The following is a 26,443-nucleotide window of genomic DNA, read 5'->3' on the forward strand; positions in this document are numbered from 1 at the left end:
TTCTCTGGTAGATTCATCGCTTACGCTGGTTTCATAGACCATTTTAGTGCCTGTGCATTCACCGCACAGACCACTGTGGATATACTCATAAGTGCTGCTCCGAGAGCTGGTGAAATCATAATTCCTTGATTATAAAGTATTCCCGCAGCTAAAGGAATAGCAAACACATTATAGCCTGTAGCCCAGACCAGGTTTTGAATCATTTTTCTGTAGGTTGCCTTTCCAAAGTCTATCAGTCTGACAATATCACTAGGTCTACTTTCCGTAAGGATAATATCGGCAGTCTCGGCAGCAACATCGGTTCCCGACCCAATGGCAATGCCTACATTGGCCTTAGCCAGGGCAGGGGCGTCATTTACCCCATCTCCCGTCATGGCAACGAACTTCCCTTTTGATTGCCACTCCTCGATGATCTCAGACTTCTCATGTGGTAATACACCACTGTAGTATTGATCCAGCGATAGTTTTTTTGACACTTTTTCTGCAGTTTTCTCATTATCTCCAGTGGCCATAATGACCTGAATGCCTCTATTTTGGAGAGAGTTAACGGCATTATAACTTTGCTCCCTTACAGTGTCGGCTAGCGATATGAATCCAAGGAGTTTATGCTCTTTTAAAAGAAAGACTACTGTGCCATCATCTTCAGTAGCAGTATCTGGAATTTCTATTTGCTTATCTTTCAAATACCCGGGACTTACCACGGAATAGGTGTCCTGATCAATATCTGCCTCGATGCCTTTTCCCTTCATGGAATTGAAATTCTGAATATCCCTCAACTGTACTTCTCTCTTTCTGGCTTCTTGGAGTATTCCTTTTGCAATAGGGTGTTCTGATTCTTGTTCCAATGAAGCGGCAAGACTCAAAAGCTCCTCTTCACTAAAAGAGTTATCGTGAATATAGATTTCTTGCACACCGAATGCTCCTGTCGTTAAAGTGCCGGTTTTGTCGAAGATCACGGTGTCAATTTTTCTGGAGGCTTCAAAGGCAGACTTACTGCGGATTAATAATCCATTGGTGGCAGAAATAGTAGTGGAGATGGAAGAGACAAGGGGGACCGCCAGGCCTAAGGCATGAGGACAGGTAATAATCATTACTGTCACCATTCTTTCCAGAGCAAAATTCAGGTCTTGATCAGAGAACTGCCACCAGCTGATAAAGGTGACTAAACCGGCAATGATGGCTACATAAGCTAGTATACCTGCGGCCTTATTGGCTAATGTTTGTGTTTTTGACTTTTCTTTTTGTGCATCGCTGACCAGGCGAACTACCTTGTTGAGGTAACTGTCTTCACCTGAAGCATTGATTTTAACCTTGAGAGAACCATCGAGGTTAACCGAACCTCCTTTGACTGCATCTCCCTTACTCTTGGCTATCGGACTGCTTTCACCGGTAAGTGTGCTTTCATCTAATTCACTTTCTCCTTCAGTTATCTCACCATCGGCAGGGACTTTCTCACCCGGTTTGATCAGAATACTATCCCCTTTTTGAAGGGAACTGACTTTTACCTCTTCCGTACCTTCCTTTGTGATTTTATGTGCTTCTGAAGGGAGTAATTCGGCCAGTTTTTTCAATGCCTGTGAAGCTCCGGCAACAGATTTCATTTCAAGCCAATGGCCAAGTAGCATAATGGCTATTAGGGAAACCAACTCCCAGTAGAACACTTTTCCGCTCAAACCAAACACAACAGCTGTGCTATACAACCATGCAGTGGTGATGGCAATGGCAATCAGTGTCATCATGCCGGGCTGTCGTTCCCTGAGCTCAGATACTAGGCCTTTTAAGAAGGGCCAGCCTCCATAGAAGAAAATAAAACTGGATAAGGAGGCTGAGATATAATCTGCACCCACGAACTGCAAATTATAACCCAGTAGTCCTTGAATCATTGGAGAAAGTACAATCACAGGAAGACCAGTGACCAATGTGATGTAGAATCTTTGCTTAAAGTCCCTGATCATGTCATCGTGGTTATGATGGGAGTGATCATGGTCGTGGTGATCATGATGATGGGAATGCTGGTCTTCTTGATTGTGTTTCATCTTGTTGTTGATTTATCGTCAATAGAGCATAATAGCAGCCATAAGCACCATAGAAAGGTCCTCAATAATAGTCACCTGACTCATGGGTAGGTTGAAAACATCTCCTAAGCAGGCACACTTGATTTTCCGCTTATCCAGATTGCTTTTGATTACTCCAATCGAGCTTACTCCTAGTATTACAACAGTAGTAAGGTTGGTAATTGTTGGGGAAAAATTGATGAGATATGCAATGCCCAGAGCCAATTCAACAAATGGATAAATCTTTCCCCAGGGTTTCCAACCGGCTGCGACAATGTCGTACATGCGGTAGCTGTCTGAAAAGCCCTGCAGGTTAAGGAGTTTGAAAAAGGAGAATACCAAAAAGAAACCGGCCATGAAATATCTCATCCATAGTTGACCATTGAAGCTCACCTCAAAGGTCTGCCATTGTGCCAGCCAACTGACAAGGGCAATAAAGCCAACAATGAGTAGAAGAGGTTTATAGGTACTGAAAAAACCTTGGTTGCTGCTTTGAGCAGGTTCCTGAAGAATCGCCTCTTTCCTGATCTGGTATTTGGAGTCAGCACCTATGGCCTGTTGTAGCTCATCATCGCTGTAGACCAACTCTGTCTCCAATATAGTTTCGCCATTGCTCAGGTCAATACTGACTTCTTTGACACCTTCGAGCTTTCTAAGGTTTCGGCTTACTTTGGCCTTACAGCCTTCGCAGGTCATTCCCTGAATTGTTAATTGCTTTTTCATAGTCTGAAATAATTAGACTACAAATATCCCGGATCTTACCGCTCCGTACTTTACAGTATTTAAGTGGCGACTTACACTTTTTCGTGACTCAGATAGAGTCTATGGGCCTCCTATGACCAAAACTTCTGAATTTGGAGGGAGTGAGTCCTGTTACCTTTTTGAATTGAGCCGACAAATACTGAGCACTGTTGTACTCCAGCTGATCTGCAATTTCTTCCAGACTCAACTCTTCATAAACGAGTAGCTCTTTGGCTTTCTCTATTTTCTGAAGGGTTATGTATTGGCCTATGGTTTTACCTTCAATACTTGAAAAAAGGTTGTTCAGGTAGGAGTAATCATGGCCAAGCTCCTGACCAATGAATGCTGAGAAAGTCTCGCTTTGCTTTTTCCTGTCTCCTTGATGATGGATCTCAGTAATGATCAACTGCTTGATTTGTTCAACCTTTCTTCCCTTTTCATCATCGACTAGCTCAAAGCCAAGTTTTTGCAGGGAAAGCGTCAAATCATTCAGGTCTATAGAATCCAGGTCAGGTTGGACCTCGATGCGGCCAAGGGTAACAAGGAATTGGTGTTTAGGAAATTGACTCCTAAGCAGCGTTTCAATCGCCATGATACAGCGATTGCAGACCATATGTTTAACGTGCAGAAGCATAAGTTGGCGTTCTGAAAATTTACATTTCAGAACGCCTTAATTTAATTATTGGTTGATGGTTTCTTCTACACTGCCACAGTGCAACATCATATCTCCAAAGTACGGGTTGTTAACTTCTTGTTCAGCTGCCAGCCAGTAAGCTCCTTTATTATTGAAGGCCATTGGACAGTACTGCTTGTACAATACGGTTTCACCCTTGTTGGCTTTTACAATATCATACATGTTCATTGAAAGCGTTTCAAAAGCTGCTCTTTGTGCTTTTACATCTGTTGTATTAGCAATAGTTTCGAGAGAGGCAGTCAATTGGTCATTGGTATTGGCTTTCATAAATGATTTAGCAGCTTCGCTGGCCTTTTCAGCATTAGTTTCTACTAAGGCATCTTTGATCGCCAAATAGGCTTCAATGTTGTTTCCAGAAGAAGTTTCTGTGCTGGTAGTGGTAGAATTGCCAGAACCACAGGCGCTGGTCAATAAGACAAGTACGAATAATGCGATTAGATTTTTCATGTTTAAAGTATTTGAGTAATTAATTGTTTTCAATAGTGTATTCTACATTCCCACAATGGAGCATCATGTCTCCGAAATAGGGATTGATAATTTCTTCTTCCATCGATACCCAGGTAGCTCCTTTGTCATTGTTGGCCATCGGGCAGAACTGCACGTAGAGCATCTGATCGGCCGGGTTACCATAAGAATCGAGTGTATTGATAAGTGCCTTAGACAGATTGATGAACTCAAGGCGTTGAACATCTCGGTCATCAGAGTTATTCATGTTTTCCAGACTGGTTTCCATCGGGTTTAGCAAGGCCATCCAGTGCATATGGGCATCACCTTTCAACTCGGTCATATCTACTTTTTTCAAGCTTTCCAACACCCTGGCTGCCTCTGTTTTGATTGGTGCGGCATTTCCTTCTACCATAGCGTCTTTAAGGGGTAGGTAACTTTCAACCAGTTGCCGGATTTGTTGTGAAAAGGCAGGGGTCGCAGCCGATTTATAATCTGTTACCTCCGGAAGTTCGACTTCTGAAAAACCTCCGTGTTGATGTTCCATCATTTGGCTCTCAGGACTCATCATGCTGATTTTCCCTTTTAGCTGAGCTTCAGCATCAAGCGTAAACGCACCATTGGTAACGACTTCCTCTCCGGCTGTTAGTCCTGAAATTACCTCGTAAGAGTTTTCGTAGGACTCTCCGAGCTCTATCTCGCGCAGCTCAAAACTTTGCTCATCCCCAGCCTTTACATAGACTACCGATCTTTTGCCTGTCCAGAGCACTGCCGAACGAGGTACACTCAAGCCAGTATTTCCTGTGCTGCTGATTTCTGCTTTAATGAACATGTCAGGTTTCAAAGCGGCCTGACTATTCCTCACATTGGCTCTTACTTCAATAATTCGGCTGTTTGATTCAACCGATGGAGAAATAAAGCTCACGGTAGATTCATAAACCTTTGAAGATCCATTTACTGTGAATTGAACTATATCGCCCAAACTGACCAGAGCCAGGTCTTTTTCATATACTTCGAAAATGGCCCAGATATTAGATAAGTCGGCCACTTCATACAGTGCCTGTCCTTGCATTAAATGTGCTCCGTTATTCACCATCTTCTTGGTGATATAGCCGTCATAATTAGAGAGCAGATCGAAGTTTTCCATCATCTGACCCGACTCTTCGATGCTTTGTATTTGCTCATCGGTAACCTTCCAGTATTTGAGTTTCCTTCTGGCGGCCTCTACCAGGGTAGGGTTGGTGTCTGCCAGTTTCAAAGCTTCCAGTAATTCATTCTGGGCGGCCACTAATTCAGGGGAGTAGATAGATGCCACTTTTTCTCCTTTCCTCACATACTGGCCTTCGAAGTCCTTATATAGTTCTTCTATTCTGCCGGGGAAATGGGTAGTCTGTGTTTGAACCAGTCTTTCATCTGCTTTAATTCTGCCATTGAGCGTTAGCATTGATTTCTCAGCAGTGCTACTCACTACAGCCGTTTGAATATCGGCTAATGCCATAGCTGCATTTGACATTTTTAAAACCCGTGGGCTGTCATCCTGTCCTTCACTGTCTAGTGGAATCAGGTCCATACCACACAGAGGACATGAGCCCGGCTCTCCCTGCTTGATTTGAGGGTGCATAGAGCATGTCCAGATGGCTGATGCACTGTGGTCATGGTCTGCTACCATGGACTCTACAGGCCGAGCAGTGTCTTTACTACTAAAGAGTACTGCCCCCAAAACAAGCCCAACAGTGAGCGTGCCTAAAATGATTCCTATAATTTTCTTATCCAGTTTCATGACTAGAGGTTAATTTTTGCTGTCTTGATCATCGTTTTTTCATCGGCCTGAGTCCAGGCCATATAAATGTCATTACCATTAGAAGTAATGACCGGGAATCCGCTGGCTCTTGCAGCAGATGTTTCAGCAACCGTCATTTTGTTAATCAATGCACCGGTTTTGTCGTACTCTGCCACCATTACCTTAGCAGTTTCACCAATGGTATCCAGCCAGCTAACAATCACGTGACCATTATTCAGGGTAGTGGTGCCTACCCGACCACTGGTATTGGCCTGGCTAACCACAACAGGTTCTCCGAAGCTTGCTCCGCCATCTTTTGAAAAAGCCAGCTTTACCTCAGGCGTACCGCCTTTAGCCATAAACCAGGCCACAGCTACCTGATTGCCCTGAGCGGTTACGGATGGCCCGTTAACCGGGCATGCAGGCATTTCCCAAAGTTCAACTTTAAGAGGTTCAGGTTTAGTCCAGTTGCCGTTGACCAATCGTACAACCGACATATCACGGATTTCATTTTCAGTTCGGTCGCGGTAAATCACCACAATGCCTTCATCTGTCTTTGCGGCAGTAGTCTGGCAGCAGTCGCATACTCTGTCGTCTAATTCCCATTCTTCAAGAGCTTTACCATTGGCATCGAAGATAGCGGCTCTCAAAGTCATAGCTCCGGCTCCACCATGACCTCCTTCATTATGGTCCTCACCACCTTTGGTGTTTCTACCATCGAGCCAGGTCATAAATGTTCTCTGGTTGTCAAGGGGAAGCATGGTGACAAAGCCATGTTCTGCAGGGACACCATCGGTGTGAGGAATAAATGACTCATTCCACTGACTACCGCTGTTAGCCGACATGGCCACATGTACATCGTAGTCATACGTTCCTTCCTCACTTTTCTGTAGCCAGTGGGCTGCCATGTGCTTGTTGTTTTCTATGACAGACGGAAAGTCTGCCCAGTTGACAAACCAGTTATCTCCTTCTGCAATCAGTTGAGCATCTGACCATTGCTCACCTTCAAGGCTGGTGAAGTATAATTTTGCCATCCTTTCCGGGGTTCGCTCTACATATGATAAGTAGGTTTTTCCTTCACTGTTTGTAAAGAGTCTTGGGAGACTGCTGGGGTGTTCTGTTGCTAATTGAATTTCTTCAACAGCCACCTGAGGCTTAGTTTCGCAGGCCGAAAAAATAGTCAGCGCAATAAGAAGTGTTAAAAGTTTTTTCATGGCTAGAATTCAGTAAAGTTTCCGGTTAAATATCTCTTTTGAATCATTGCCCTGTATTGCTTGGTTTGGGCTTTGATTTCGGCTATACGTAGTTGCAGGAGCTGCTGCTGGATGAGCAGTAACTCTTCAAAGTTTGTACTGTTATTGCTGTATTCGCTGGTGAGTACGTTCAGTAAGGATTGAGTATTCCTGATTTCCTTTTCATACAAGTCCAGCTCTTTCCCAGCTGAATTTTCCAGATAGTCCGTTTTGGTCCACTGATTCTTGATCTCGTTGCGAATACCCTCTGATTTGTACTCGAGGCTCTCTTTATAAAGCTCTGCCTCTTTTTTGACAGCTCTGTTCTTCTTACCAAAAATGGGAAGGCTAAGCGATACCATAGGCATTAGAATGTCTTTACCATTATCTGTGACTGCCATATCCGTTCGCTCGCTCACGAAGGCATAGTCAAGGCCCACTCCGATATTAGGCTTTCGTTGAAGTTCGGCTAGTCTGATTTGGCTTTCCGCTCCCTCAATAGCTTTGCTATTGGCCGCCAGCTTCGGATTGGAAGTGAGGGCAGAGTCGAGACTATAGCTTTGTGTTGTCTCAAAATAGCCTGCGCTCAGGTTTACCGGACTATCAACTGGTTGGTTGAGGTAGGTGTTAAAATCGGCAACCAGAGGCTTGCGCTGAAGCTCCAGTATTTCCAGGTTGGTAGTGGCCTCTTCAATCCTGATTTGAATTCTGATAAGATCTGCCAGAGAGGTCAGGTTCGACTCGTACTTGGTCTTGGCAATTGGCTCGTAGGTTTTAAGAATCCTCAGGTTTTCTTTTTTAACCTCAATCTCCTGATCAAGCTCTGAGAGTTGAAGCCAGGTTTCGGTAAGGTTGAGAAATAGTTTGTTTCTCGCTTCTTCAAACTCCGCAAAACGGGCTTCTGCTGTTTTAACCGCCAACGACTCTCTGGTGGCTAAGGTTCCCCTCCAGGGGAACATCTGACTAACCGAAACCTTGAATCGCTGCGCTCCAACTCTGGTTTCAACCGGAGAGATGAAGTAGCCAAAACTGACAGTTGGGTCTGGCAATACGTTTACCTGATCCACTTTCTCTAGGGCTGATAAATACTGGTTAAAACTGGCTTTGAGCATTGGGTTTTGTTCTGCTGCTGTTTGCCAGTAATCTTCCAGAGTCTGGCCATTAACACCTAAACAGACCAGAAGAAATATGCCTATGTAAAAGTGTCTTTTCATAATTTGTCGGCTTTAGGTAAAAACAAGGTCCAGGTCCGATTGAAATGTAGTTCGTCTACATGTCCCATTAATTGTCCATCAGCAGTAATGACATGTAAATGCAGAAAACTGCCATGGTGGGTAAAAACACCTTCATGATTTTTGGAGTAGAAGCCGGTGATTTCAACGGGTTGATCGCCAATGGTGCCGCTTCGCCCGGAGGCCTTATAGGCCTGATGGTTTTGTTCTTGCGCCAGGCTGGCATTGATAATATGCCATTCTATCGAGGAGCTTGATGCGATAATCCGGATTGGGACAACGCCAGAGCTGCTCAACCCAACCTGTTCAGCCTTATTGGCGATAAGTCGGGCCAATTCATCCATATCAGGAACAGCTTCTTCCGCTTCTACTTTTTGCCAGGTATTTACCTCGGCAGTCACTAACAAGACAGCAGCTACTCGTCCTGGCTCATCGATCAGAATAGAATCAGGCGTAGCCACCGAGGTAAATATCTTACCGGCACTAATTAGAATTTCACCCGTCAGCCCTTCTATGGCTCCTAACCCGTAAGTAGTACCATTCAGTTGGTTTTCATCTACCGTTATTCTGGCTTGTAACTGATTCTGCTGCATGATTTCCATCAGCTTTCCATGTACCTGATATTCTACCTCATACCCGTCCTGAGGAGCCTGGCAGCCAATAATCAGGCTAAATAATATGATTGAAATGAGTTGCTTATACATGGCTGTTTCCTTTAGCGGTTTCACGTTTTAGCTGTATTTCTTTGTAGTAGGAATAGAGGATCGGTACGACAAAGAGTGTAATCAATGCAATGAACATTCCCCCGAATGAAGGGATGGCCATTGGAACCATCACATCAGATCCTCTGCCTGTACTTGTCAGGATAGGCAACAAAGCGAGTAGAGTGGTAGCGGTAGTCATCAGACAAGGTCTGACACGTTTCATCCCGGCCTCAATGACTCTTTTCTGAATTTCTGTCTTACTTTTTGGAGTATCTGATTCAAAGGTTTGGTTGAGGTAGGTGGCCATGAGCACTCCATCATCTGTGGCAATACCAAAAAGCGCAATGAATCCAACCCAGACAGCAACACTCAGGTTGACGGGTTCAATCTGGAACAAATCTCTAATATTGGTGCCAAACAGGTTGAAATTGAGAAAGCCATCCTGTCCATACAACCAAAGCATGAGGAAACCACCTCCGAATGCCACAGCGACACCACTGAACACCATCAATGAAACCGGAACAGATTTGAACTGGAAGTAGAGAATCAAAAAGATGACAACCAGTACGATAGGAATAACAATACTCAGTCGTGCCTCAGCCCTGATCTGATTCTGATAGCTCCCTGCAAATTCATAGGAAACTCCGGCCGGAATGCTTAGCTCACCTGTAGCTACCTTTTGATTGATGAGGTTTCTCACTTGTTCAACAACCTGCACTTCAGCCTGACCGACCAGTTTGTCGAAGATGACATAGCCTATGAGGAACGTATCTTCACTTTTGATCATCTGAGGTCCACGGGCATACTCTATTGAAGCAACTTCTCCCAATGGGATATTCTGATTCCCGGGTAGAGGAATAAGGATATTATTGAGGTCCTCGGGGTTGTCTCGTAACTCCCTCGGATAGCGGACTCTGATGGGGTAGCGCTCCCGGCCTTCTACTGTGGTAGATAACTTCATTCCACCAACGGCCACTTGTAAATAGTCCTGGACTTGTGCAATACTTAAGCCGTACCTGGCTAGTTGATCTCTCTTCAGGTTAATCAGGAGATAAGGTTTTCCAACAATGCGCTCTGCAAATACGGCTTCTTTTTTAACAGAAGGCACTTGCTTGAGAATCTCCTCTAACTCTAGTCCAAAGGCTTCAATGGTCTCAAGATCCGGCCCTTTTACCTTGATACCCATAGGTGCACGCATACCGGTTTGTAGCATGACCAGGCGGGTTTCTATAGGCTGTAATTTAGGGGCTGAAGTAACTCCCGGAAGACTCGTGGCTTTAACAATTTCCTGCCATATATCTTCGGGTGACTGAATTTCATCACGCCACTGCCTGTAGTAACTTCCATTCTTATCAGGAATCAACTCGCCCTGAGCATCCCTCACAAACTCATTGTTTTCAAACCTGAAGCGAAGACGTCTACCGTTTTCATCGGTTTTGTACTCACTTTTATAGTTGATTACATTCTCATACATGGAGATTGGTGCCGGGTCGAGAGCACTCTCTGTTCTTCCAAACTTTCCAACAACCGATTCAATTTCAGGTATGGCGGTGACAGCCATATCCAACATCTTAAGTACCTCGCGGTTCTGGTCTACCCCCGCATGAGACATTGAGGTAGGCATTAATAGAAATGCGCCCTCGTCCAGCGCAGGCATAAACTCTTTACCAATACCCGGAAGGCTATGGTTTAATCTGGAATAGAGTTTTGTGACTCTCACTTCATCGCCAAAGAGTTGGGGAATGAAACCGAACACTTTATCGAAACCTTGCCAGATGGTGATTCCAAAAAGGACAATAAAGGCTGGTAAGACCAGGAAAGTCCTTCTGTGGTTGAGTGTCCACCCAAGTACTCTGGGGTAAACTCTGATGAAGAGGCTGAAGACACCCAATGTTAGTCCAATGACCAGTGCTACGAACAGGAAGTTCAGCCACAAGCCTCCCTTAACTCCGAGAGGCATCCATTGCTCGGCAAGTAAAATGGTAACTGCCAGCAGGGCGATGATTACATCAGAGTACTTCAGGTATTTCTTGGTTTGAGGCCAGAAGTTTTGCGAAAGATTAGAGAGGCCAATGGCCAAAAGAACAAATGCCCCAAGCCACTGCGCATAAAACAGAGCTACAATGCCAAAGGCTACTGTAATGGTATTCAAAACCAGTTTCAGCCTTTTGTTTTTCGGTTGAAAACCAAAGAACCAGTAAGCAAGGGTAGGCAAGATCAATAGTGCGACCAGAATGGCAGCAATGAGGGCAAATGTCTTGGTATAAGCCAGTGGCCGGAATAACTTGCCTTCAGCTGCTTCCAATGTAAATACCGGAATGAAGCTAACTACGGTTGTCAATACAGCTGTGATAATGGCCGGAGCAACCTCTTTGCTGGCTTCGAAAATCAGATCAACCAGTCTTTTGTCGCGGTTCTGATCCAGGTGTCGGCTGACATTTTCAGTCAGTACTATACCCACATCTACCATCGTGCCAATGGCAATGGCGATCCCCGAGAGTGCTACAATGTTAGCGTCTACACCGAGGTAGCGCATGGCAATAAAGCACATGAGTACGGCAATAGGCAGAAGTGAGGAGATGAGAACTGATGCTCTTAGATTCAGCAGCATGACAATCACCACAACTATGGTTATGATGATCTCCAGACTTAAGGCTTCTTCCAGTGTTCCAATGGTTTCCTGAATCAGTTGAGTCCGGTCATAAAACGGAACAATAGTCAGCTTTGACTGTCTGCCATCGGCCAGCGTTTTGGTAGGAAGCCCGGGTTTGATTTCTTCAATCTTGGCTTTTACATTTTCTATCACCTCCATTGGGTTGGCTCCATAGCGGGCAACCACAACTCCGCCAACCGCTTCAGCTCCGGCTTTGTCAAGAGCTCCTCTTCTGGAAGCCGGTCCCAGTGAGACAAAGGCCACGTCCCGAACCCTAATAGGGGTGTTATTCACTGTTTTGACCACTGCGTTTTCGAGATCCTGGAGGCTTTTTACATAACCCAAACCGCGTACCAGGTATTCAGCCTGATTGATCTCCATGGTCTTGGCTCCAATGTCGCGGTTACTTTCTTTTACCGCCTTGGTAATCTCTGCCAGCGTAACTCCGAAGCCTTTCATGGCCTCAGGATCAATATCTATCTGGTATTCTTTTACAAAACCACCAACCGAAGCTACTTCAGATACTCCTGAAGCTGAGCTCAATGCGTATTTGATGGTATAATCCTGAATACTGCGAATTTCCTGAGGGTCCCAGCCCCCAGCTGGTTTGCCTTCGGTATCTCTGCCCTCGAGCGTATACCAGAAGATCTGTCCCAATGCGGTCGCATCAGGACCCAGTGAAGGTTGAACGCCATCGGGAAGTAGCCCCTTGGGAAGCGCATTTAGTTTTTCCAGAATCCTGCTGCGACTCCAATAAAACTCCACATCCTCATTGAATATCACATAAATAGAAGATACCCCGAAAATACTTGAGCTTCTGATAGTCTTAACCCCTGGTAAGCCCAGGAGGGAGGAGGTGAGCGGGTAAGTGATTTGGTCCTCAATATCCTGAGGAGAACGTCCTGACCATTCTGTAAAGATGATTTGCTGATTTTCACCAATATCAGGAATGGCATCTACTGGTACCGGATCACTAGGTAACCCTGTAGACCAGTTGAAGGGTGCAGTCACAAGCCCCCAGCCAATCACAATGACTAGCAGCAGAAAAGTAACCAGGCGGTTATAAAGGAAAAATTGAATAAGATTTTTGATCATTTGAACGGTATTACAATCCTGAATGAATTATTACCTCGGAGGGAGGGTTGGTGAGTCGTTCATGATGTGGTCATGCAGAAGGGAGTCAGTTAGGCGGAGAAAAAACCAACCTATAGGCTCTCTGAATGACACGTTAACGTATCACCTTAAGATTGTAAACCTGAAGGAATCTTGAGATTGTGATAGAAAAGATAGAGTTCCGGAGTATTTATGTCAGGGGGACCGGAATCATTGAATTCGTTGTGGTTTTGCTCTTCAGTCAGGCTGAGAAAGTACTCGGTGAGTGAAGTTTCAAAAAGGAGATAGAAAGTAGCGTTGGGAGCATCCTGAAAGGCGGTGATCTGCTGGTCGTCTTCAATGATTTCCAGTGACCACTCATTGTCACAACAGCCATCCATGCCTGTATGCATTTCCATGCTCATTCCACACTGAGAGTCAGCATGCGTGAATAAGGCAGACTCCTGAACACGTCCCATACAGATATGTTGTCCAAACAGGACACCACTACTTGCGATGAAGTATAAAGCAGTGAAAAATATGGTTAGTGTTCTTTTCAAGTCGAACAAATATACGGAAGTTTTGAAAAAGTGTTCATGTTGAGAGGTTTGGAAGTATTGAGGTTAAGAAGTGAGCAAGCTGAGATGTTATAAGAATGGCAGTCCTATATGCATGGTGAAGATAGGGCTGCCATTCTTAAGTATGCGAATTGGCTATTTATCTCTCACCTTTTCTAGAAGTTCTTTATTCTCCTTTTCCAGCTCCTCAATTCTCTTACCTTGATCTTTGATTGTTTTGTTCATTTCAATCATATACAGAGTCAATTCTTCCATCTTCTTTAAAAGTGTGGCATCCATACTACCTAAATCAAGTCCATTGACTTCAATTTCCTGTGTAGAAGGTACCTCTGGCAGGTGATGGTTTTTCTCGATAAAGTCTTCTACTTCATCCAATGTTCTCAATTCAAAATTGGGAGAGAATACGTAGTCTGGCCAGTCGGAGGCTTCTACTTTTACTTTTTTGGAGCGGACGGTGCCGTTGACTTCGAGTTTTTCATCAGGAGTGTCTGTGCCTATTCCAACGTTTCCAGCATTTGTGATTGAAAAGCTCTTTCCACCACCTGTAGTTGCTGTTTGAAGGACATAATAAGAGTTTAAACTCCCTCCGTTTTCAATAAACATTCCGTCTACATTATTTATCTGTGTTTCTGAACTACCACTGTTACCTTTTACATGAAGTTTTGCTAGTGGGATATTGATCCCAATTCCTATACTTCCATCCGTACTCAATTTATTATGGATACTAACCGTTTTCTGATTACCTGTACCAGGTATACTTTCCTCTTCAATGGACCATCCATCTGCCCAGGTAGATGTGACAGCTTTTATTTCTGTCAAACTATTAACGGTTAAGTGTCCGTAATGCGAAAAAGCAGGTATGGGGATTGATATAGTCACGTATCCCCCTTCGTTGGCCAAAACCACTCCCGTGTGTGTATAATCTCCTGAAATACTTATTGAAGGGTTTAAGAATTGGTCATTATATACATACCACCCAATCCTAGTCCTCCATACCTTCTCATACCCCCAATAATCCAGATAAAGTGATGTCATCCCTTTGCCATTTTGGAAAGGCATTGTAGTAACGATTTTGACATATTTTGTTTGATCTCGTCCACTCATTGCTTGCAAGTATTCGCTCACAATGTTAATTCCCACACCGTTGGTGGTGGTTATTTCACCTGATACTGGAAAGGTTTGAGAAAACGAGTGAAAAGAAAAGCATATAATTATGGATGAAAGTATTTTTCTCATGATTGCGTTTATTTATTCTTTTTAATGGTTTCTAATTCTTTTTCTAATTTCTGATTCTTGATCTCGAGCTGTTTGAGTCTCTTGTTTTGCTCTATCATATATAGAGTCAACTCTTCCACTTTCTTTAAAAGTGTTGCATCCATGCTGCCTAAATCCAAGCCATTTGTCTCAATTTCCTTAGCGGAAGGTACTTCTGGTAGGTGCTGGTTTTTCTCAATAAAGCTTTCTACCTCCTCTAAGGTTCTCAATTCAAAATTGGGAGAGAAAACGTAGTCTGGCCAATCAGTTCCTGCTATTGAAACTCGTACTTTTTTCGCCAGAACAGTTCCGTCAACTGATAGTTTTTCCTGTGGAGAATTTGTGCCCACGCCAATATTGCCGTTGGCTTCAACAGATAGTTTTACCTCACTATGACCATTTAATACCTTGAAAATTGGCAAGTTTTCTAAAGGAGAGTTGTCAGAAATGTCATAACCCCTTACAGATACAGCGGCATCATAGTCATTATTCGGTTGCAGATCATTGCTATATGCGGCTAAAACCAAAGAGGGTTCTGGTGTCGAAACTCCCTCTGATTTTGCATTAAAAATAATCCCCCTACCATCAGTCGAGCTAAGGCTTTGAATAGCTCCAATGTTGTAGTTCCCATCAGTGAATCTTAAGAATTCGGAAGTACTTGAACTGGCTCTTTTCACTTCAAGGTGGGCACTTGGTGAAGTTGTGCCAATGCCCACCTTGCCGTACCTTGTAAATAAATCAGTGTAAAGAGTAGATGAGCTACCATCCCAAGATTGCAGTAGAATTCCATTGTGTCCCTGAATAACTAGTTGATCGACACCATTTTCAAAAATTTTGGAATAGTCCAATCCAAATTTTACGTGGCTACCAGTGCTTAATTTTAGATTGCCTAGAATCTCTAGCTTTTCAGAAGGCGAAGTTGTTCCAATCCCCACATTTCCGGAAGAAGGGAAAGTATTGGTTTGTGCGAAAGAATAACTACAGAGAATAAAAGCTGATAGAAATAGAAGTGGTTTTTTCATAATTGCGTTGTTTGTGATTTTTATGATTGGAAGATACCACAAACATCTCAACCAGCTACCTCAGAATGTCACCTTTCAGGAAATCCTCTTCGCCAATGGTTCCACCATTACTACTATCTGAGTCGATGAAGATTTTCCAAGTGCCTGAGACCTTCTTAAGGGTTACATGGAACTTACCGTAGTAAGATTGGGAGCCATTGTCCGTGAATCTCGTGAGTTTGTAGATACCGGTTTCATAGGCCCAGTTGGCCTTTTGAATGCGAGAGTAAAAACTGAACTCTATCTTTTGTCTGACCTTGGTCTGGTTCCAGCGATTGAAGTTCTCCAGATTGGCATCTTTGTATTCCTGCCCGATCATCATCATGTTACCATCCACAGGAATTCGAAGTACATCGTTGGTGTGAATCTGATTGAAAAGACTGGCATCCAAATCCTGATATGCCTGCATGAAGTTGAACCAGACATCCTTGTTGATGTCATCTGATACAGATTGAGAAAATGCGTTGACCGATAGCAAGAGCAGACTGCTCAGAAAGAAATTCTTCATTTTAATGACCTTTGTCTCTGAACGTTCATTCTGCCTTGTTCTTACATTTTCTGCAAAAGAACCCCGTTAGATTTATCCTGAAGTTTTTCAGGGTTTCTGAATATGCTAATAGCCTCTCTATATATCTCGTTACTTTGATTGTATACCTTGTAAAAAGCATCATCATTGTCATATACCTCTCGGGCTATTCTTGCTTTAATGAGGTTGATCAGTAGCGTTTTGGACTTCTCATATTGCTTTCTTCTAAAAGGAGTTCCATTCTTTTCACCCAAAGCAATAACATCCTGAAGCATGGCCTCTGATACTTCGAACTCTTCAATGAATTCATCGATACTGAGATTCTTCAAGTCCGGGTGGTTGTCGCGATAATCCAAAGTGTATTCTCTGATGGTATTGTTCGCTACCAATCGATTGATGTATGCACTGTTATCAGTGGTGTCGAGACCAACAAAGTAGTCAGGCATAATGCCACCACCACCATAAACCGTTCTTCCTGCCGAAGTTTTATAAGACAGGTTCTCATCGAAGTGTACACTGTCTTGTGAAAATAATTCACCCGAAACGTAGCGGTCATAATAGTCATTGTTATAAGTCTCTTCACCGTCTTCGTAAGGCTTCTGAATAGAACGTCCACTAGGCGTATAATACCTTGCGATGGTCATTCTAAGCTCAGATCCATCATCGAGATCAAAAGGGTACTGCACCAGGCCTTTACCGAAAGATCTTCGGCCTACCACTAAGGCGCGATCATTGTCCTGCAAGGCACCAGCAACTATTTCTGAAGCAGAGGCCGAACCTTCGTTAATCAAGACCATTAAGGCACCATCTTCGAATATTCCTCCTGAAGTGGCTCTGTCTTCGCGGTCATACTTTCTGCTTTGTCCTTTTTGGCTTACAATCACCTCATTTGCTTTCAGGAATTCATCGGAGATGCCAATGGCTGCGCTCATATATCCTCCGGAATTATTCTGCAGATCGAGAATCAGTTGTTGCATCCCCTGATCCTTGAGATTCTGCAGTGCCGCTTTAAACTCCCTGTAAGTGGTTTCTGCAAAACGATTCACTTTGATATAACCGATCTTATCATCCACCATGTAGCTGGCATCGAGAGAAGTTTGTGCAATGGCACCCCGTTTCAACTCAAAATCCATGGTCTCTTGTTGATTCTTTCGCACAACACCGAGAGTCACTTCAGAACCTCTGGGGCCTCTCAGCATATCATAGACTTTACGATTGGTCAGACCTATGCCGGCAATATTTTCCCCATCGACTGATACAATTTTATCGCCCGCCATAATTCCTGCTTTTTCAGATGGGCCTCCGGAAAGGGGGGTAACTACATATAAGGTATCTCTAAGCAAGTTGAACTCAACTCCGATACCGTCATAGGTTGCCCTAAGTTGAGAGGCTGCAAGTTCTGCATCTTTAGGTGGGATGTAGACAGTGTGAGGGTCTAGCTTATCCAGCATAGTTTCAATAGACTCCTCCAACAGACTGGCCGTATTCACCGAATCCACATAGTCGTTTTCGATGTAATCCATCAGCTGAGTAAACTTCTGGATAGACCCTTGATAACGCAGATCAGTCTTGGGTTTTGCAAAGTTAGAACCTATCAGTACACCGATAATGAGTGCTACTGCTAATAAAATAGGTAGTCTTATATGGTAAGGTGAATTTTTATATTCGCTCACTTCTTCAAATTTATTTGCCAAAAATATGCAAACCCATCAAAAACATGGGTAAATGTCATGGTATGATTCTAACGGTATGTTTTCATTTGTGTTTACCGAAAAATGAGAGAAGAACATTTACTCTCTGATTCAAAATTAGTAGATTCGTTAAACCCCCAAAAGAAATGGAAAACCTGCTTAAAAAGACAATAAATGATATAGTTACTGAAAATCATATTCATGCGTCAGTACTTTATTATTTCGGTGTGAAGTTTTATGACTACAAGACAGAAACACTTGAGCAGGTGTGTGCCGGTCACGGGCTCAATGCGGAGTCTGTCATTAAGGCTCTGGAGTTGGTAGATGACAACAGCGAAACCACCATCAAGCAATTACAGTCTCTTCCGGTTGAGTTAATGGTCGAGTACCTCAAGCATGCTCACTATATTTTTGTCAAAAAGCGAATGCCTTATGTTGCTCAGCTTATTGATGGAATCAAGGATGTTGACTTCAGGTACAAGTCGCTCTCCAATGACCTGAAATCTATCTTCCCGCTTTTTGTCGAAGACTTTATCGAACATATTTATGAGGAGGAAGATACCTTCTTTTCTTATGTGAGTCAGCTTTCCAGATTCCTCAAAGACGATGTGCCAAGCTCTGAGGTTTTCTACCTGATGGAGAAATACTCCGTAAGAGAGTTTGCGCTGGACCATGAGGTGCATGACAATGAGATGGAAGGTTTCAGGAAGTTCACGAATAACTATACCTATTGCGATGAGGCCGACCTACAGATTAAGGTGCTTTATTCAGAGTTGGAAAGACTTGAAAAAGACCTCATCTTGCACGCCAAAATTGAAAATGAAATTTTATTCCCTAAGGCCCTTCAACTGGAGCGTCTTGTGAAATTGAAATTTCATGATCTCTCTAAAAGCAATTAATGGGTAGAATTCTAGCCATAGATTATGGCTCAAAACGAGTAGGGTTAGCTGTTACAGACCCTTTACAAATCATTGCGTCTCCACTAGACACGGTTCACTCTAAAGATGTCATTCAGTATCTGAAAACATACGATCAGAATGAAGGCATTGAGGCGTTTGTGTTGGGTATGCCTAAGAATCTCGATGGGCAAGACACGAACGCCACACAACAGGTGAGGCAATTTCATAACCTTTTGAAAAAGCAGTTTCCGGAAAAACCCGTTTATTTGCATGACGAAAGATTTACCTCCAAAATGGCAATGGATGCGATGATTGCCGGAGGAATGAAAAAGAAGGATAGAAGAGAAAAAGGCAACATAGATAAGATTAGTGCATCCATCATTCTTCAATCTTATCTGGAAAGCAAAGGCATATGATTTACCCGATACTAGCTTACGGAGACAACATACTTAGAAAAGAAGCGGAAGATTACCCTAAAGACTCTAAGGATCTTACACAATTGGTGGAAAACATGTTTGAAACCATGTACCATGCCAATGGGGTAGGGCTTGCTGCTCCACAAATAGGATTATCTCATAGAATCTTTGTCATTGACTCTACTCAAATGGGTAGTGAAGAAGATCAGGCTAAAGGAGTGAAAAGAGCCTTTATCAATCCTGAAATTCTGGATGAATACGGAAACGAATGGGCCTTTGAGGAGGGCTGCTTGAGTATTCCTGATGTGCATGCCGATATTCTGAGACCTGAAAAGCTGACCATCCATTATTACGATGAGCTCTGGAATGAGCACGAAGAGGAGTTCGATGCTTTGACTGCCCGAGTCATTCAGCACGAATACGACCATCTCGATGGTGTCTTATTTACTGATTACATCAAAGGCCTCAAAAAGCAGATGTTGCGATCTAAACTGGTCAATATTTCAAAAGGCAATATCGATGTAGCCTATCGAATGAAATTCCCGGTAAAGAAGTAATCTGCTTTTCATAACTTGAAGGTAAAAGTTCAGGTAATGAAAAAAGTGATATTCTTGCTATTAGCTATTTCCGTTTTTGCTTGTCAGTCAAAGGACACTGTTTCTGATGAGGTTTTGGCTGAAGGAGACTCGTTAGAAAATCCTTTTATTCACTCCGTGTACTTTTGGTTCAAAGAGGGCCTCTCGCAGGAACAACTCGATTCATTTTATCGGGATACTGAAAAGTTGAGGCAAGTGGAGGTGGTAAAAGCTCTTTACACTGGCAAACCTGCCAATACAACACGTCCAATAGTAGAGAGAAGCTATGATTTTGCTGTGATTGTTCACTTCAAAGATCTGGCCGCCCATGATGCTTACCAACAAGATCCCATCCACCTAAACCTTTTAGAAAAGCACTCCGATAAGTGGGAAAAAGTGATGATTACTGATGTGGAGAACTAATACCTGAAATAGACAGTTTGGGTTGGAATAAATGTAGCGTCAGTACCGAAGGTCAGACGCGAAAAACTGGCACTAATCCGTTTGATCTAGTGTATATTTAATATTCTATAAGCACATGCAGATTTTTCAAGACCTGCTATCAAATGGCCAGATGTTTTTATTACATACATCATAAGACTGTTAAGACTGTTTTTTTTAGATAGAAAAACACCTTTTGCTCAACACGCAGCTTGCTAAGGACTATATAAAAGTGGATTGGGAGGGAGCAGATTTTGATGACCTTCCCGTCTGACCTGCGGTACTGACGGGTTCAGGCAGTGCCCTGTTAACCTTATTTTACCTTTGTTCGGAAGGTATAATCCCTATTTTTGCAGCATCCATAAAACTTAACCTACCTAATTTATGCAGAGATTAAACGAAATCCTGAGTACTATCGATAGCTTTATTGGTAGTTCGGATTGGTTTCCATTCGTATTGCTGGGAACAGGTCTGTTCTTTACATTATACCTGAAATTCCCGCAAATAAGATACTTCAGATTTGCCTTTAATGTAGTCAGAGGGAAGTATGACAAAGCCGGTGATGAAGGTGATACTTCACACTTCCAGGCCTTAACCACCGCTCTTTCCGGTACGGTAGGAACCGGAAATATCGCAGGGGTTGCCTTGGCACTTCACCTCGGTGGACCTGCTGCGCTATTCTGGATGGTGGTTACAGCCGCTATTGGTATGTGTACCAAATTCGTGGAGGTAACCCTTTCTCACAAGTACAGAGAAAAGGCTGCAGATGGTTCTATGGCTGGTGGCCCGATGTACTACATGAAGAATGCCGAGTTTAAAATTGGTAAGAAGTCATTCAAGCTGGGCTGGCTGGCAGCTATCTTTGCCGGAGCCACTGTTCTGTCATCATTTGGTACTGGTAACATGCCACAGATTAACAGTATTGCCGGAGCGGTAAAGTCCACTTTTGCTATTGAGCCATGGATTACCGGAGCTGTTTTATCAGTGATTCTGGCTGTAGTAATTATCGGAGGTATCAAAAGAATTGCTGCTGTGACTGAGCGTCTTGTGCCAGCCATGGCTGTTGTATATTTCATCGGTTGTTTTTCAGTAATTTTTGCCAACGCAGGAAATATCATTCCTGCTATCAGCTCAGTATTCACCAGTCTGTTTACTACTACCGCTGCCACCGGAGGTTTCCTGGGAGCTACTATTGCTTATGCCTTTAATGTTGGGGTAGGAAGAGGTTTGTTCTCCAATGAAGCAGGTCAGGGTTCTGCACCAATTGCGCACGCATCAGCAAAGGCTCATGAGCCGGTATCTGAAGGTATGGTGGCCATCCTGGAGCCGTTCATTGATACTATCGTAATCTGTTCTATCACAGGTTTAACCCTTCTTTCTTCCGGTGCATGGCAGGAAAAGCATTACAACGATTTCGCGGTGACGGATATGTCTATCATTGCCGGATCTGATTACACCGATGATAACAAAGAAGATCGAATAGCGCTAAAAGAGCACCTTTCCGGAGAAAAACCTTTGCCTGTGTTTGATGGTATGCTGGAGGTTGAAAATGGAAAGATCGTTAGCGATGTTACAGTTATCCATGCCAGGTCAGTCGCAGAAGAAGTTGTAGTGAATGAATACTTTGACGGACCTCCGTTGACGGGTCAGGTTGAAATTAAGAAAGGAGTTCTGCAGGATGCCGGTATTTCATTCTATGGTAAATCACTGGTGCATAGTTCACCATTAACCGCTATCGCCTTTACCAAAGGCTGGTTTGGTGAATACGGACAATATATTGTGTCAATTGGACTATTACTGTTTGCATTCAGTACTGCCATTTCATGGTCATATTATGGAGACAGAGCCATGACATTCCTGGCTGGTTCAGGATCGGTTAAATACTATAGAGTAGTATATGTAGCCGGTTTCTTTGTGGCTTCTATTGCAGATACCACCATTATCTGGACTGTAGCGGCCATTGCTATTGCTCTCATGACACTGCCCAACTTATTGGGTATTTTCCTATTGAGAAAAGAAATGAAGCTTACCATCAAGGAGTATTGGGACGGTTTCAAAAAGGAGTATCCTGAAGAGAAAACGCCAGAGTAATCTGAAAATAATATTGAATGAAACCCTCTCTTGTTATTCAGGAGAGGTTTTTTTGTTGGCGAGAAGAAAATAGACGCAACCTTTCTTTTCATCTGAAGTATTCTCTCTATATATTAGTTCGACAAATACGAGTGAAATAAAATGAAAGGAACACACCTTGGTGAATTCGAAGAACTGGTATTACTCACATGTGCTCTGTTGGTCGACACAGCATATAGCGTGACGATAGCGGCTGAAATTGAAAAGCAAACCAATCGCTCAATTACCCTTTCAACAGTACATACTGCTCTTTACCGATTGGAGGAAAAGGGCTTTGTTGAATCCTATATGGGTGGGGCTACTGGTGAAAGAGGAGGGAGGCGAAGAAGGCTTTACCGAATCAGTGCAGCTGGTTTCGATGCGCTGAATCAGGCGAGAAGTATCAGAGACAACATGTGGCAAATGATGCCGGATTATAAGTTTTAATACGAATTAGTTTTACAAATACGATTGAAATGAAGAAAACATCTCCTCCCATCTGGGTCGATAGAATGCTAGAGATTTTCTGCTCGGAACGCTTTCTGGAAGAAGTGGAAGGAGACCTACATGAATGGTTTAGCAGAAGAGTAGAAAAGCAAGGGATTAGAAAGGCCCGCCTGTACTACTTCTTCGATGCCATTAGCTATTTAAGATTATTCAGGTTGAAAACACTCAAAGAAATGCAACGCAACAACAACAAACTCTATCTCAATTATTTCATCGTTGCCATCAGGCAATTCAAAAAGAACTTCTGGCACTCACTGCTGAATGTGCTGGGACTTTCCATCGGACTGTTAAGTGTCATTCTCATCTCTATCTATATACTTGATGAGCTCGGTTATGACAAATTTCATGAAGACCATGATAAGATTTACCGCCTGGTCAATCATGATCCGCAAAATGGCTCTAAAGGAGATGCAACACCTTCACCCTGGAAGTTGTATCTCGAACCGGCTTTCCCCGCCATTGAAGCCTATACCCGATTTGGTCAGGATATAGTGCTGGTGAAAAAGGATGATCAGAATTTTCTGGAGAATGACTTCTATTGGACCGAATCCAATTTCCTGACTTTCTTCAGTTTTGACGTGATTTCCGGAGAACCTGCCACCATGCTCGAGGAACCCAACAGCGTGGTAATCACCAGAGATATGGCAATGAAGTATTTCGATCGGTTAGATGTATTGGGAGAGCAACTCCCCATTAAGGTGTATGACGGTAACCAGGACTTCTTAATGAAAATTACGGGGGTAATAGAGAACGTACCGGATAACTCCCATCTGCAATTCGACTTGTTGGGATCCATGTCTACAACCCGTGAGATGTATGGTCATTTTGATCGGGTTTGGGGTCTCAACTGGCTGAAGAGCTATGTTAAAATAGCTGATGAATCTCAGGTAGAACAAATTGAAAAAGGGTTGCCGGAGTTTTTTGAGACTTATCGTGGAGATGGCAGCTCTGAGTATAGCAACATTATATTCCAGCCGTTGGATGAGGTGCGGCTATATTCCAATGACATTAATGGTAAAATAGCCAAAGGCAATCTTGATTATGTGATCCTTTTCGGGTGTGTTGCCATACTCATTCTGATTGCATCTACCATGAACTACGTCAACCTGGTAACCGCCAAATCGGGTCAGAGGGGTAAAGAAATTGGTATGAGAAAAGTGTTGGGGGCTCAACCTGCTCAGGTGGTTCGACAGGTTTACGTAGAATCATTCTTTCAGCTTTTCCTGGCCGTAGTATTGGCCTTTACTCTGGGACTTTTGCTGATGCCAATATTCAGTGAAGTAGTGGGCAAGGAAATTGGTTTAGAGAAAATGATCAGTTCAGAAGTACTTTTAGTAATCTTCACGGCTCTTACTTTTATTCTTATCCTCTCAGGAGCTTATCCGGCATTGATTCTCAATAGATTTAAACCGATTGATGCCTTAAGAGGAACTCAGTCGGGCGTTCTGGGAAATCAATCACTGACCAGAAAAATTCAGGTGTTCTTCCAGTTCACTATTGGTGTTTTTCTCATTGCCTGTACTCTTGTGGTAATTAGACAGGTTCAGTTCTTCAATAGCTTCGACAAAGGTTTCAATGCTGAGCAATTGATCAATATCCCTGTTGACGACAGAGATATGCAGCGGCAATTAATGACCATGAAGGAACAAATCAGTCAGGTACCCGGAGTGCAGAATATCACTGCCACCGGAGAGGCGCTGCCTTCCGCCATGAATAACACCTGGAGTTTTGAATGGGATGGAAAGGATTCGGAGGAATCAGTTGGCATAAATATCATTGCGATCGACTATGATTATCTCAATACGCTGGAAACTGATCTGGTTGCAGGTAGAAACCTGGATAAGGAACTCTTGACCGATTCAGCTCAGTCTTGCTTGCTGAATGAATCCGCTTTTAAAATCACAGGGTGGACAGACCTGGAGGGTAAGAAGGTAGATGTCGGAGGCAATGAACGAACAGTAGTAGGAGTAATTGAAGACTTTCACTACAATTCACTGCATGAATCAGTAGCCCCCAATGTTTACTTATTGGCCGCGCCAGGTACAAGAGTGAGTCCAGATAACCTTATTGTTAGATTAGACACTAAACAGGCCAGTTCTGCCATTGATGAGATAGACAGAATATGGAGCCAGTTCAGTGCTCAGCCCCTGGCATTTACCTTTGTTAATGATGCTTTCCAGGGATTATATCTGGCTGAACAGAGGTTTGTTAAGTTAATTATTGGCTTTGCTGTCATCGGTATATTCTTAACCATACTTGGCCTTTTAGGACTGGTCTCCTACATGGCAGAACGTAAGTCGAAAGAGCTAAGCATTAGAAAGGTATTGGGTGCCTCGCAAATGGAAATTCTCTGGAAGTTTGGTGGACAGTTTGGTAGCTTGTTTTTACTATCACTTCTCGTAGCCTTGCCTGCCAGCTGGTGGGTAATGCAGCAATGGCTACAGACCTATGCTTACAGCATTGAGCTGAATGTATTGATGTTGCTGGCCGCATCAGCGGTGGCCATGCTGATCACAGTAATGACCATAGGAGGACAGGCCTTTAAAGTAGCCTTTAATAATCCGGTTAAATTCCTGAAAGATGAATAGGCCTATTTCAGCTTAAACAATTGTAAGGAAGCCTCAATTCCTTCTTGCATAAATCGATTTATCAATCTGAATTGTGCATCAGCAGTGTTCTCAGCCAGTAGCTTATTGGCAGGGAGCACTGCTCCATTAAGTTGTTCTTGCCATACGCCATCAGATAAACCAGGAGCAGACGCATAGTCGATTTCAATTTCATTGGACCACTGAGTGATGTAGTAATAAGGCTCTCCTATTACATCATCCGGTATAGCCATGCCAATGCTTATGGAATGACTCGGCTCTCCGTTTTGATAATGAAGTGGTATATATGAACCATGGTCAAAATGGTGTGGCCATGTGCGTACTTCAGAGGCATTTTCAAAGGGATCTGCATGTAGCGTCAGAAGCAGATCACTATTTGCCCTGTGAGCCGAAGCCTCAAAAAATGGCTGTTGGTTTTCCAGCTTAAAAATGAAGTCTTTTTCCGAACCATAATCAGGGATTTCATAGTGTAGATCCATTTGAAAAAGTGCCGGGTCCAGATTCAATTGCTTGAGATGCTCTTTCAACCAGACAGTTACCGCATTGGTGGTAAGCCCATTTAATGTGAGCTGATCGATTACCTGAAACTGATTATTGTACAGGACCAGTTTAAGCTCCGAAGTCTTCAAGGCCAGACAGAATCTCGTTTTAGGAGCATCAATCCATCGTCCGGATAAAGCCTGTTGTGTCTTTAACCAGGCCATATTGGTATGGCTATCATCTGATTGATGTTCCAGATAATGTTTTCCCAGCATGGAGATGAATTGCACGGCCTGATGCGTCTGCTCTATGGCGGTATTTAAACCATGTTGACGAGCAGGATCAAGCCATTGCCATGATGAAGTCTTAACATCAGTCATCTAAGATTCCACCTTAACCCCTCTCCAGAAAGCTACATAACCTGTGATAGGTTTAGCTGCTTCTTTGGTGACGGGGTAGTACCATGCTGCATCCTGATTTACCTCTCCGTTTACCTCAAGGCTATAGTAGCTTGCTTCGCCTTTCCAGGGACAATGGGTATGCGTGTTACTAGGCTTAAAGAAGTCTTTTTTAATACTGTCTGGCGGAAAGTAATGATTACCTTCTATGACTATGGTGTCATCACTTTCGGCCAGGATTTGATCATTCCAAATGGCTTTCATTGTAATTGTTTT

The 26,443-nt window shown here is 43.3% G+C and carries 23 protein-coding genes; 7 read left to right on the forward strand and 16 right to left on the reverse strand.

Features of this window, described 5'->3' with window-relative positions; all coding sequences use genetic code 11:
• Window positions 1–20: 20 nt before the first annotated feature.
• The 14 genes from ACOOEY_RS14755 to ACOOEY_RS14820 all read right to left on the reverse strand — a co-directional run bounded on the left by ACOOEY_RS14755 (window position 21) and on the right by ACOOEY_RS14820 (window position 17,718).
• Window positions 21–2,036, reverse strand: a complete 2,016-nt coding sequence (locus ACOOEY_RS14755) for a copper-translocating P-type ATPase (protein WP_420385491.1) — start codon at window positions 2,034–2,036, stop codon at window positions 21–23.
• Window positions 2,037–2,054: 18 nt separating this feature from the next.
• On the reverse strand, window positions 2,055–2,777 hold the full coding sequence (locus ACOOEY_RS14760) for a heavy-metal-associated domain-containing protein (protein WP_420385492.1): 723 nt from the start codon (window positions 2,775–2,777) through the stop codon (window positions 2,055–2,057).
• 88 nt (window positions 2,778–2,865) lie between these two features.
• Entirely contained in the window at window positions 2,866–3,387 is a 522-nt protein-coding gene (locus ACOOEY_RS14765) for a helix-turn-helix domain-containing protein (RefSeq protein WP_420385493.1), read from the reverse strand.
• A gap of 87 nt (window positions 3,388–3,474) precedes the next feature.
• Entirely contained in the window at window positions 3,475–3,936 is a 462-nt protein-coding gene (locus tag ACOOEY_RS14770) for a DUF3347 domain-containing protein (protein WP_420385494.1), read from the reverse strand.
• 19 nt (window positions 3,937–3,955) lie between these two features.
• Window positions 3,956–5,713 (reverse strand): efflux RND transporter periplasmic adaptor subunit, encoded by a 1,758-nt coding sequence (locus ACOOEY_RS14775; RefSeq protein WP_420385495.1) that lies wholly within the window; start codon window positions 5,711–5,713, stop codon window positions 3,956–3,958.
• Between the two features lie 2 nt (window positions 5,714–5,715).
• Window positions 5,716–6,927 carry an exo-alpha-sialidase gene (locus ACOOEY_RS14780; RefSeq protein ID WP_420385496.1) on the reverse strand — a complete coding sequence of 404 codons (1,212 nt, stop codon included), beginning with the start codon at window positions 6,925–6,927 and terminating at the stop codon, window positions 5,716–5,718.
• A 2-nt stretch (window positions 6,928–6,929) separates the two neighbouring features.
• A complete protein-coding gene (locus tag ACOOEY_RS14785; protein WP_420385497.1) occupies window positions 6,930–8,159 on the reverse strand; it encodes a TolC family protein in 1,230 nt (409 codons plus the stop codon).
• The gene (locus ACOOEY_RS14790) at window positions 8,156–8,905 is read right to left on the reverse strand and encodes an acetolactate decarboxylase (protein WP_420385498.1); all 750 of its coding nucleotides are present in this window, start codon (window positions 8,903–8,905) and stop codon (window positions 8,156–8,158) included. Before ACOOEY_RS14790 ends, ACOOEY_RS14785 begins: the two co-directional genes overlap by 4 nt.
• Window positions 8,874–12,629 carry an efflux RND transporter permease subunit gene (locus ACOOEY_RS14795; protein ID WP_420385499.1) on the reverse strand — a complete coding sequence of 1,252 codons (3,756 nt, stop codon included), beginning with the start codon at window positions 12,627–12,629 and terminating at the stop codon, window positions 8,874–8,876. The genes ACOOEY_RS14790 and ACOOEY_RS14795 overlap by 32 nt, the downstream gene beginning before the upstream one ends.
• Before the next feature lie 146 nt (window positions 12,630–12,775).
• On the reverse strand, window positions 12,776–13,186 hold the full coding sequence (locus tag ACOOEY_RS14800) for an HYC_CC_PP family protein (RefSeq protein ID WP_420385500.1): 411 nt from the start codon (window positions 13,184–13,186) through the stop codon (window positions 12,776–12,778).
• A 153-nt stretch (window positions 13,187–13,339) separates the two neighbouring features.
• Window positions 13,340–14,440 carry a hypothetical protein gene (locus tag ACOOEY_RS14805; RefSeq protein WP_420385501.1) on the reverse strand — a complete coding sequence of 367 codons (1,101 nt, stop codon included), beginning with the start codon at window positions 14,438–14,440 and terminating at the stop codon, window positions 13,340–13,342.
• Window positions 14,441–14,448: 8 nt separating this feature from the next.
• Complete coding sequence (locus ACOOEY_RS14810) at window positions 14,449–15,480, reverse strand: hypothetical protein (RefSeq protein WP_420385502.1); 1,032 nt, start codon at window positions 15,478–15,480, stop codon at window positions 14,449–14,451.
• 55 nt (window positions 15,481–15,535) lie between these two features.
• Complete coding sequence (locus ACOOEY_RS14815; protein ID WP_420385503.1) at window positions 15,536–16,027, reverse strand: hypothetical protein; 492 nt, start codon at window positions 16,025–16,027, stop codon at window positions 15,536–15,538.
• 41 nt (window positions 16,028–16,068) lie between these two features.
• A complete protein-coding gene (locus ACOOEY_RS14820) occupies window positions 16,069–17,718 on the reverse strand; it encodes a S41 family peptidase (protein ID WP_420385504.1) in 1,650 nt (549 codons plus the stop codon).
• Window positions 17,719–17,882: 164 nt separating this feature from the next.
• Between ACOOEY_RS14820 and ACOOEY_RS14825 the strand changes: the two genes are divergently transcribed.
• The 7 genes from ACOOEY_RS14825 to ACOOEY_RS14855 all read left to right on the forward strand — a co-directional run bounded on the left by ACOOEY_RS14825 (window position 17,883) and on the right by ACOOEY_RS14855 (window position 25,271).
• On the forward strand, window positions 17,883–18,635 hold the full coding sequence (locus tag ACOOEY_RS14825) for an iron-sulfur cluster repair di-iron protein (protein WP_420385505.1): 753 nt from the start codon (window positions 17,883–17,885) through the stop codon (window positions 18,633–18,635).
• A complete protein-coding gene (gene ruvX / locus ACOOEY_RS14830; protein WP_420385506.1) occupies window positions 18,635–19,051 on the forward strand; it encodes a Holliday junction resolvase RuvX in 417 nt (138 codons plus the stop codon). The genes ACOOEY_RS14825 and ruvX overlap by 1 nt, the downstream gene beginning before the upstream one ends.
• Window positions 19,048–19,608 (forward strand): peptide deformylase, encoded by a 561-nt coding sequence (gene def / locus ACOOEY_RS14835; protein WP_420385507.1) that lies wholly within the window; start codon window positions 19,048–19,050, stop codon window positions 19,606–19,608. Before ruvX ends, def begins: the two co-directional genes overlap by 4 nt.
• A 36-nt stretch (window positions 19,609–19,644) precedes the next feature.
• Window positions 19,645–20,049 (forward strand): Dabb family protein, encoded by a 405-nt coding sequence (locus ACOOEY_RS14840; protein ID WP_420385508.1) that lies wholly within the window; start codon window positions 19,645–19,647, stop codon window positions 20,047–20,049.
• A gap of 402 nt (window positions 20,050–20,451) precedes the next feature.
• The gene (locus ACOOEY_RS14845; protein WP_420385509.1) at window positions 20,452–22,158 is read left to right on the forward strand and encodes an alanine/glycine:cation symporter family protein; all 1,707 of its coding nucleotides are present in this window, start codon (window positions 20,452–20,454) and stop codon (window positions 22,156–22,158) included.
• A gap of 141 nt (window positions 22,159–22,299) precedes the next feature.
• On the forward strand, window positions 22,300–22,623 hold the full coding sequence (locus ACOOEY_RS14850) for a helix-turn-helix transcriptional regulator (protein ID WP_420385510.1): 324 nt from the start codon (window positions 22,300–22,302) through the stop codon (window positions 22,621–22,623).
• 29 nt (window positions 22,624–22,652) lie between these two features.
• Complete coding sequence (locus ACOOEY_RS14855) at window positions 22,653–25,271, forward strand: ABC transporter permease (RefSeq protein ID WP_420385511.1); 2,619 nt, start codon at window positions 22,653–22,655, stop codon at window positions 25,269–25,271.
• 2 nt (window positions 25,272–25,273) lie between these two features.
• On the opposite strand, the gene ACOOEY_RS14860 is transcribed toward ACOOEY_RS14855, so the two are convergent.
• Complete coding sequence (locus tag ACOOEY_RS14860) at window positions 25,274–26,149, reverse strand: hypothetical protein (RefSeq protein WP_420385512.1); 876 nt, start codon at window positions 26,147–26,149, stop codon at window positions 25,274–25,276.
• The gene (locus tag ACOOEY_RS14865; protein ID WP_420385513.1) at window positions 26,150–26,431 is read right to left on the reverse strand and encodes a DUF427 domain-containing protein; all 282 of its coding nucleotides are present in this window, start codon (window positions 26,429–26,431) and stop codon (window positions 26,150–26,152) included. It abuts the gene before it with no gap.
• Window positions 26,432–26,443: the final 12 nt, after the last annotated feature.

It is taken from the genome of Roseivirga sp. (genome assembly GCF_965216855.1).
GTDB lineage: Bacteria > Bacteroidota > Bacteroidia > Cytophagales > Cyclobacteriaceae > Roseivirga.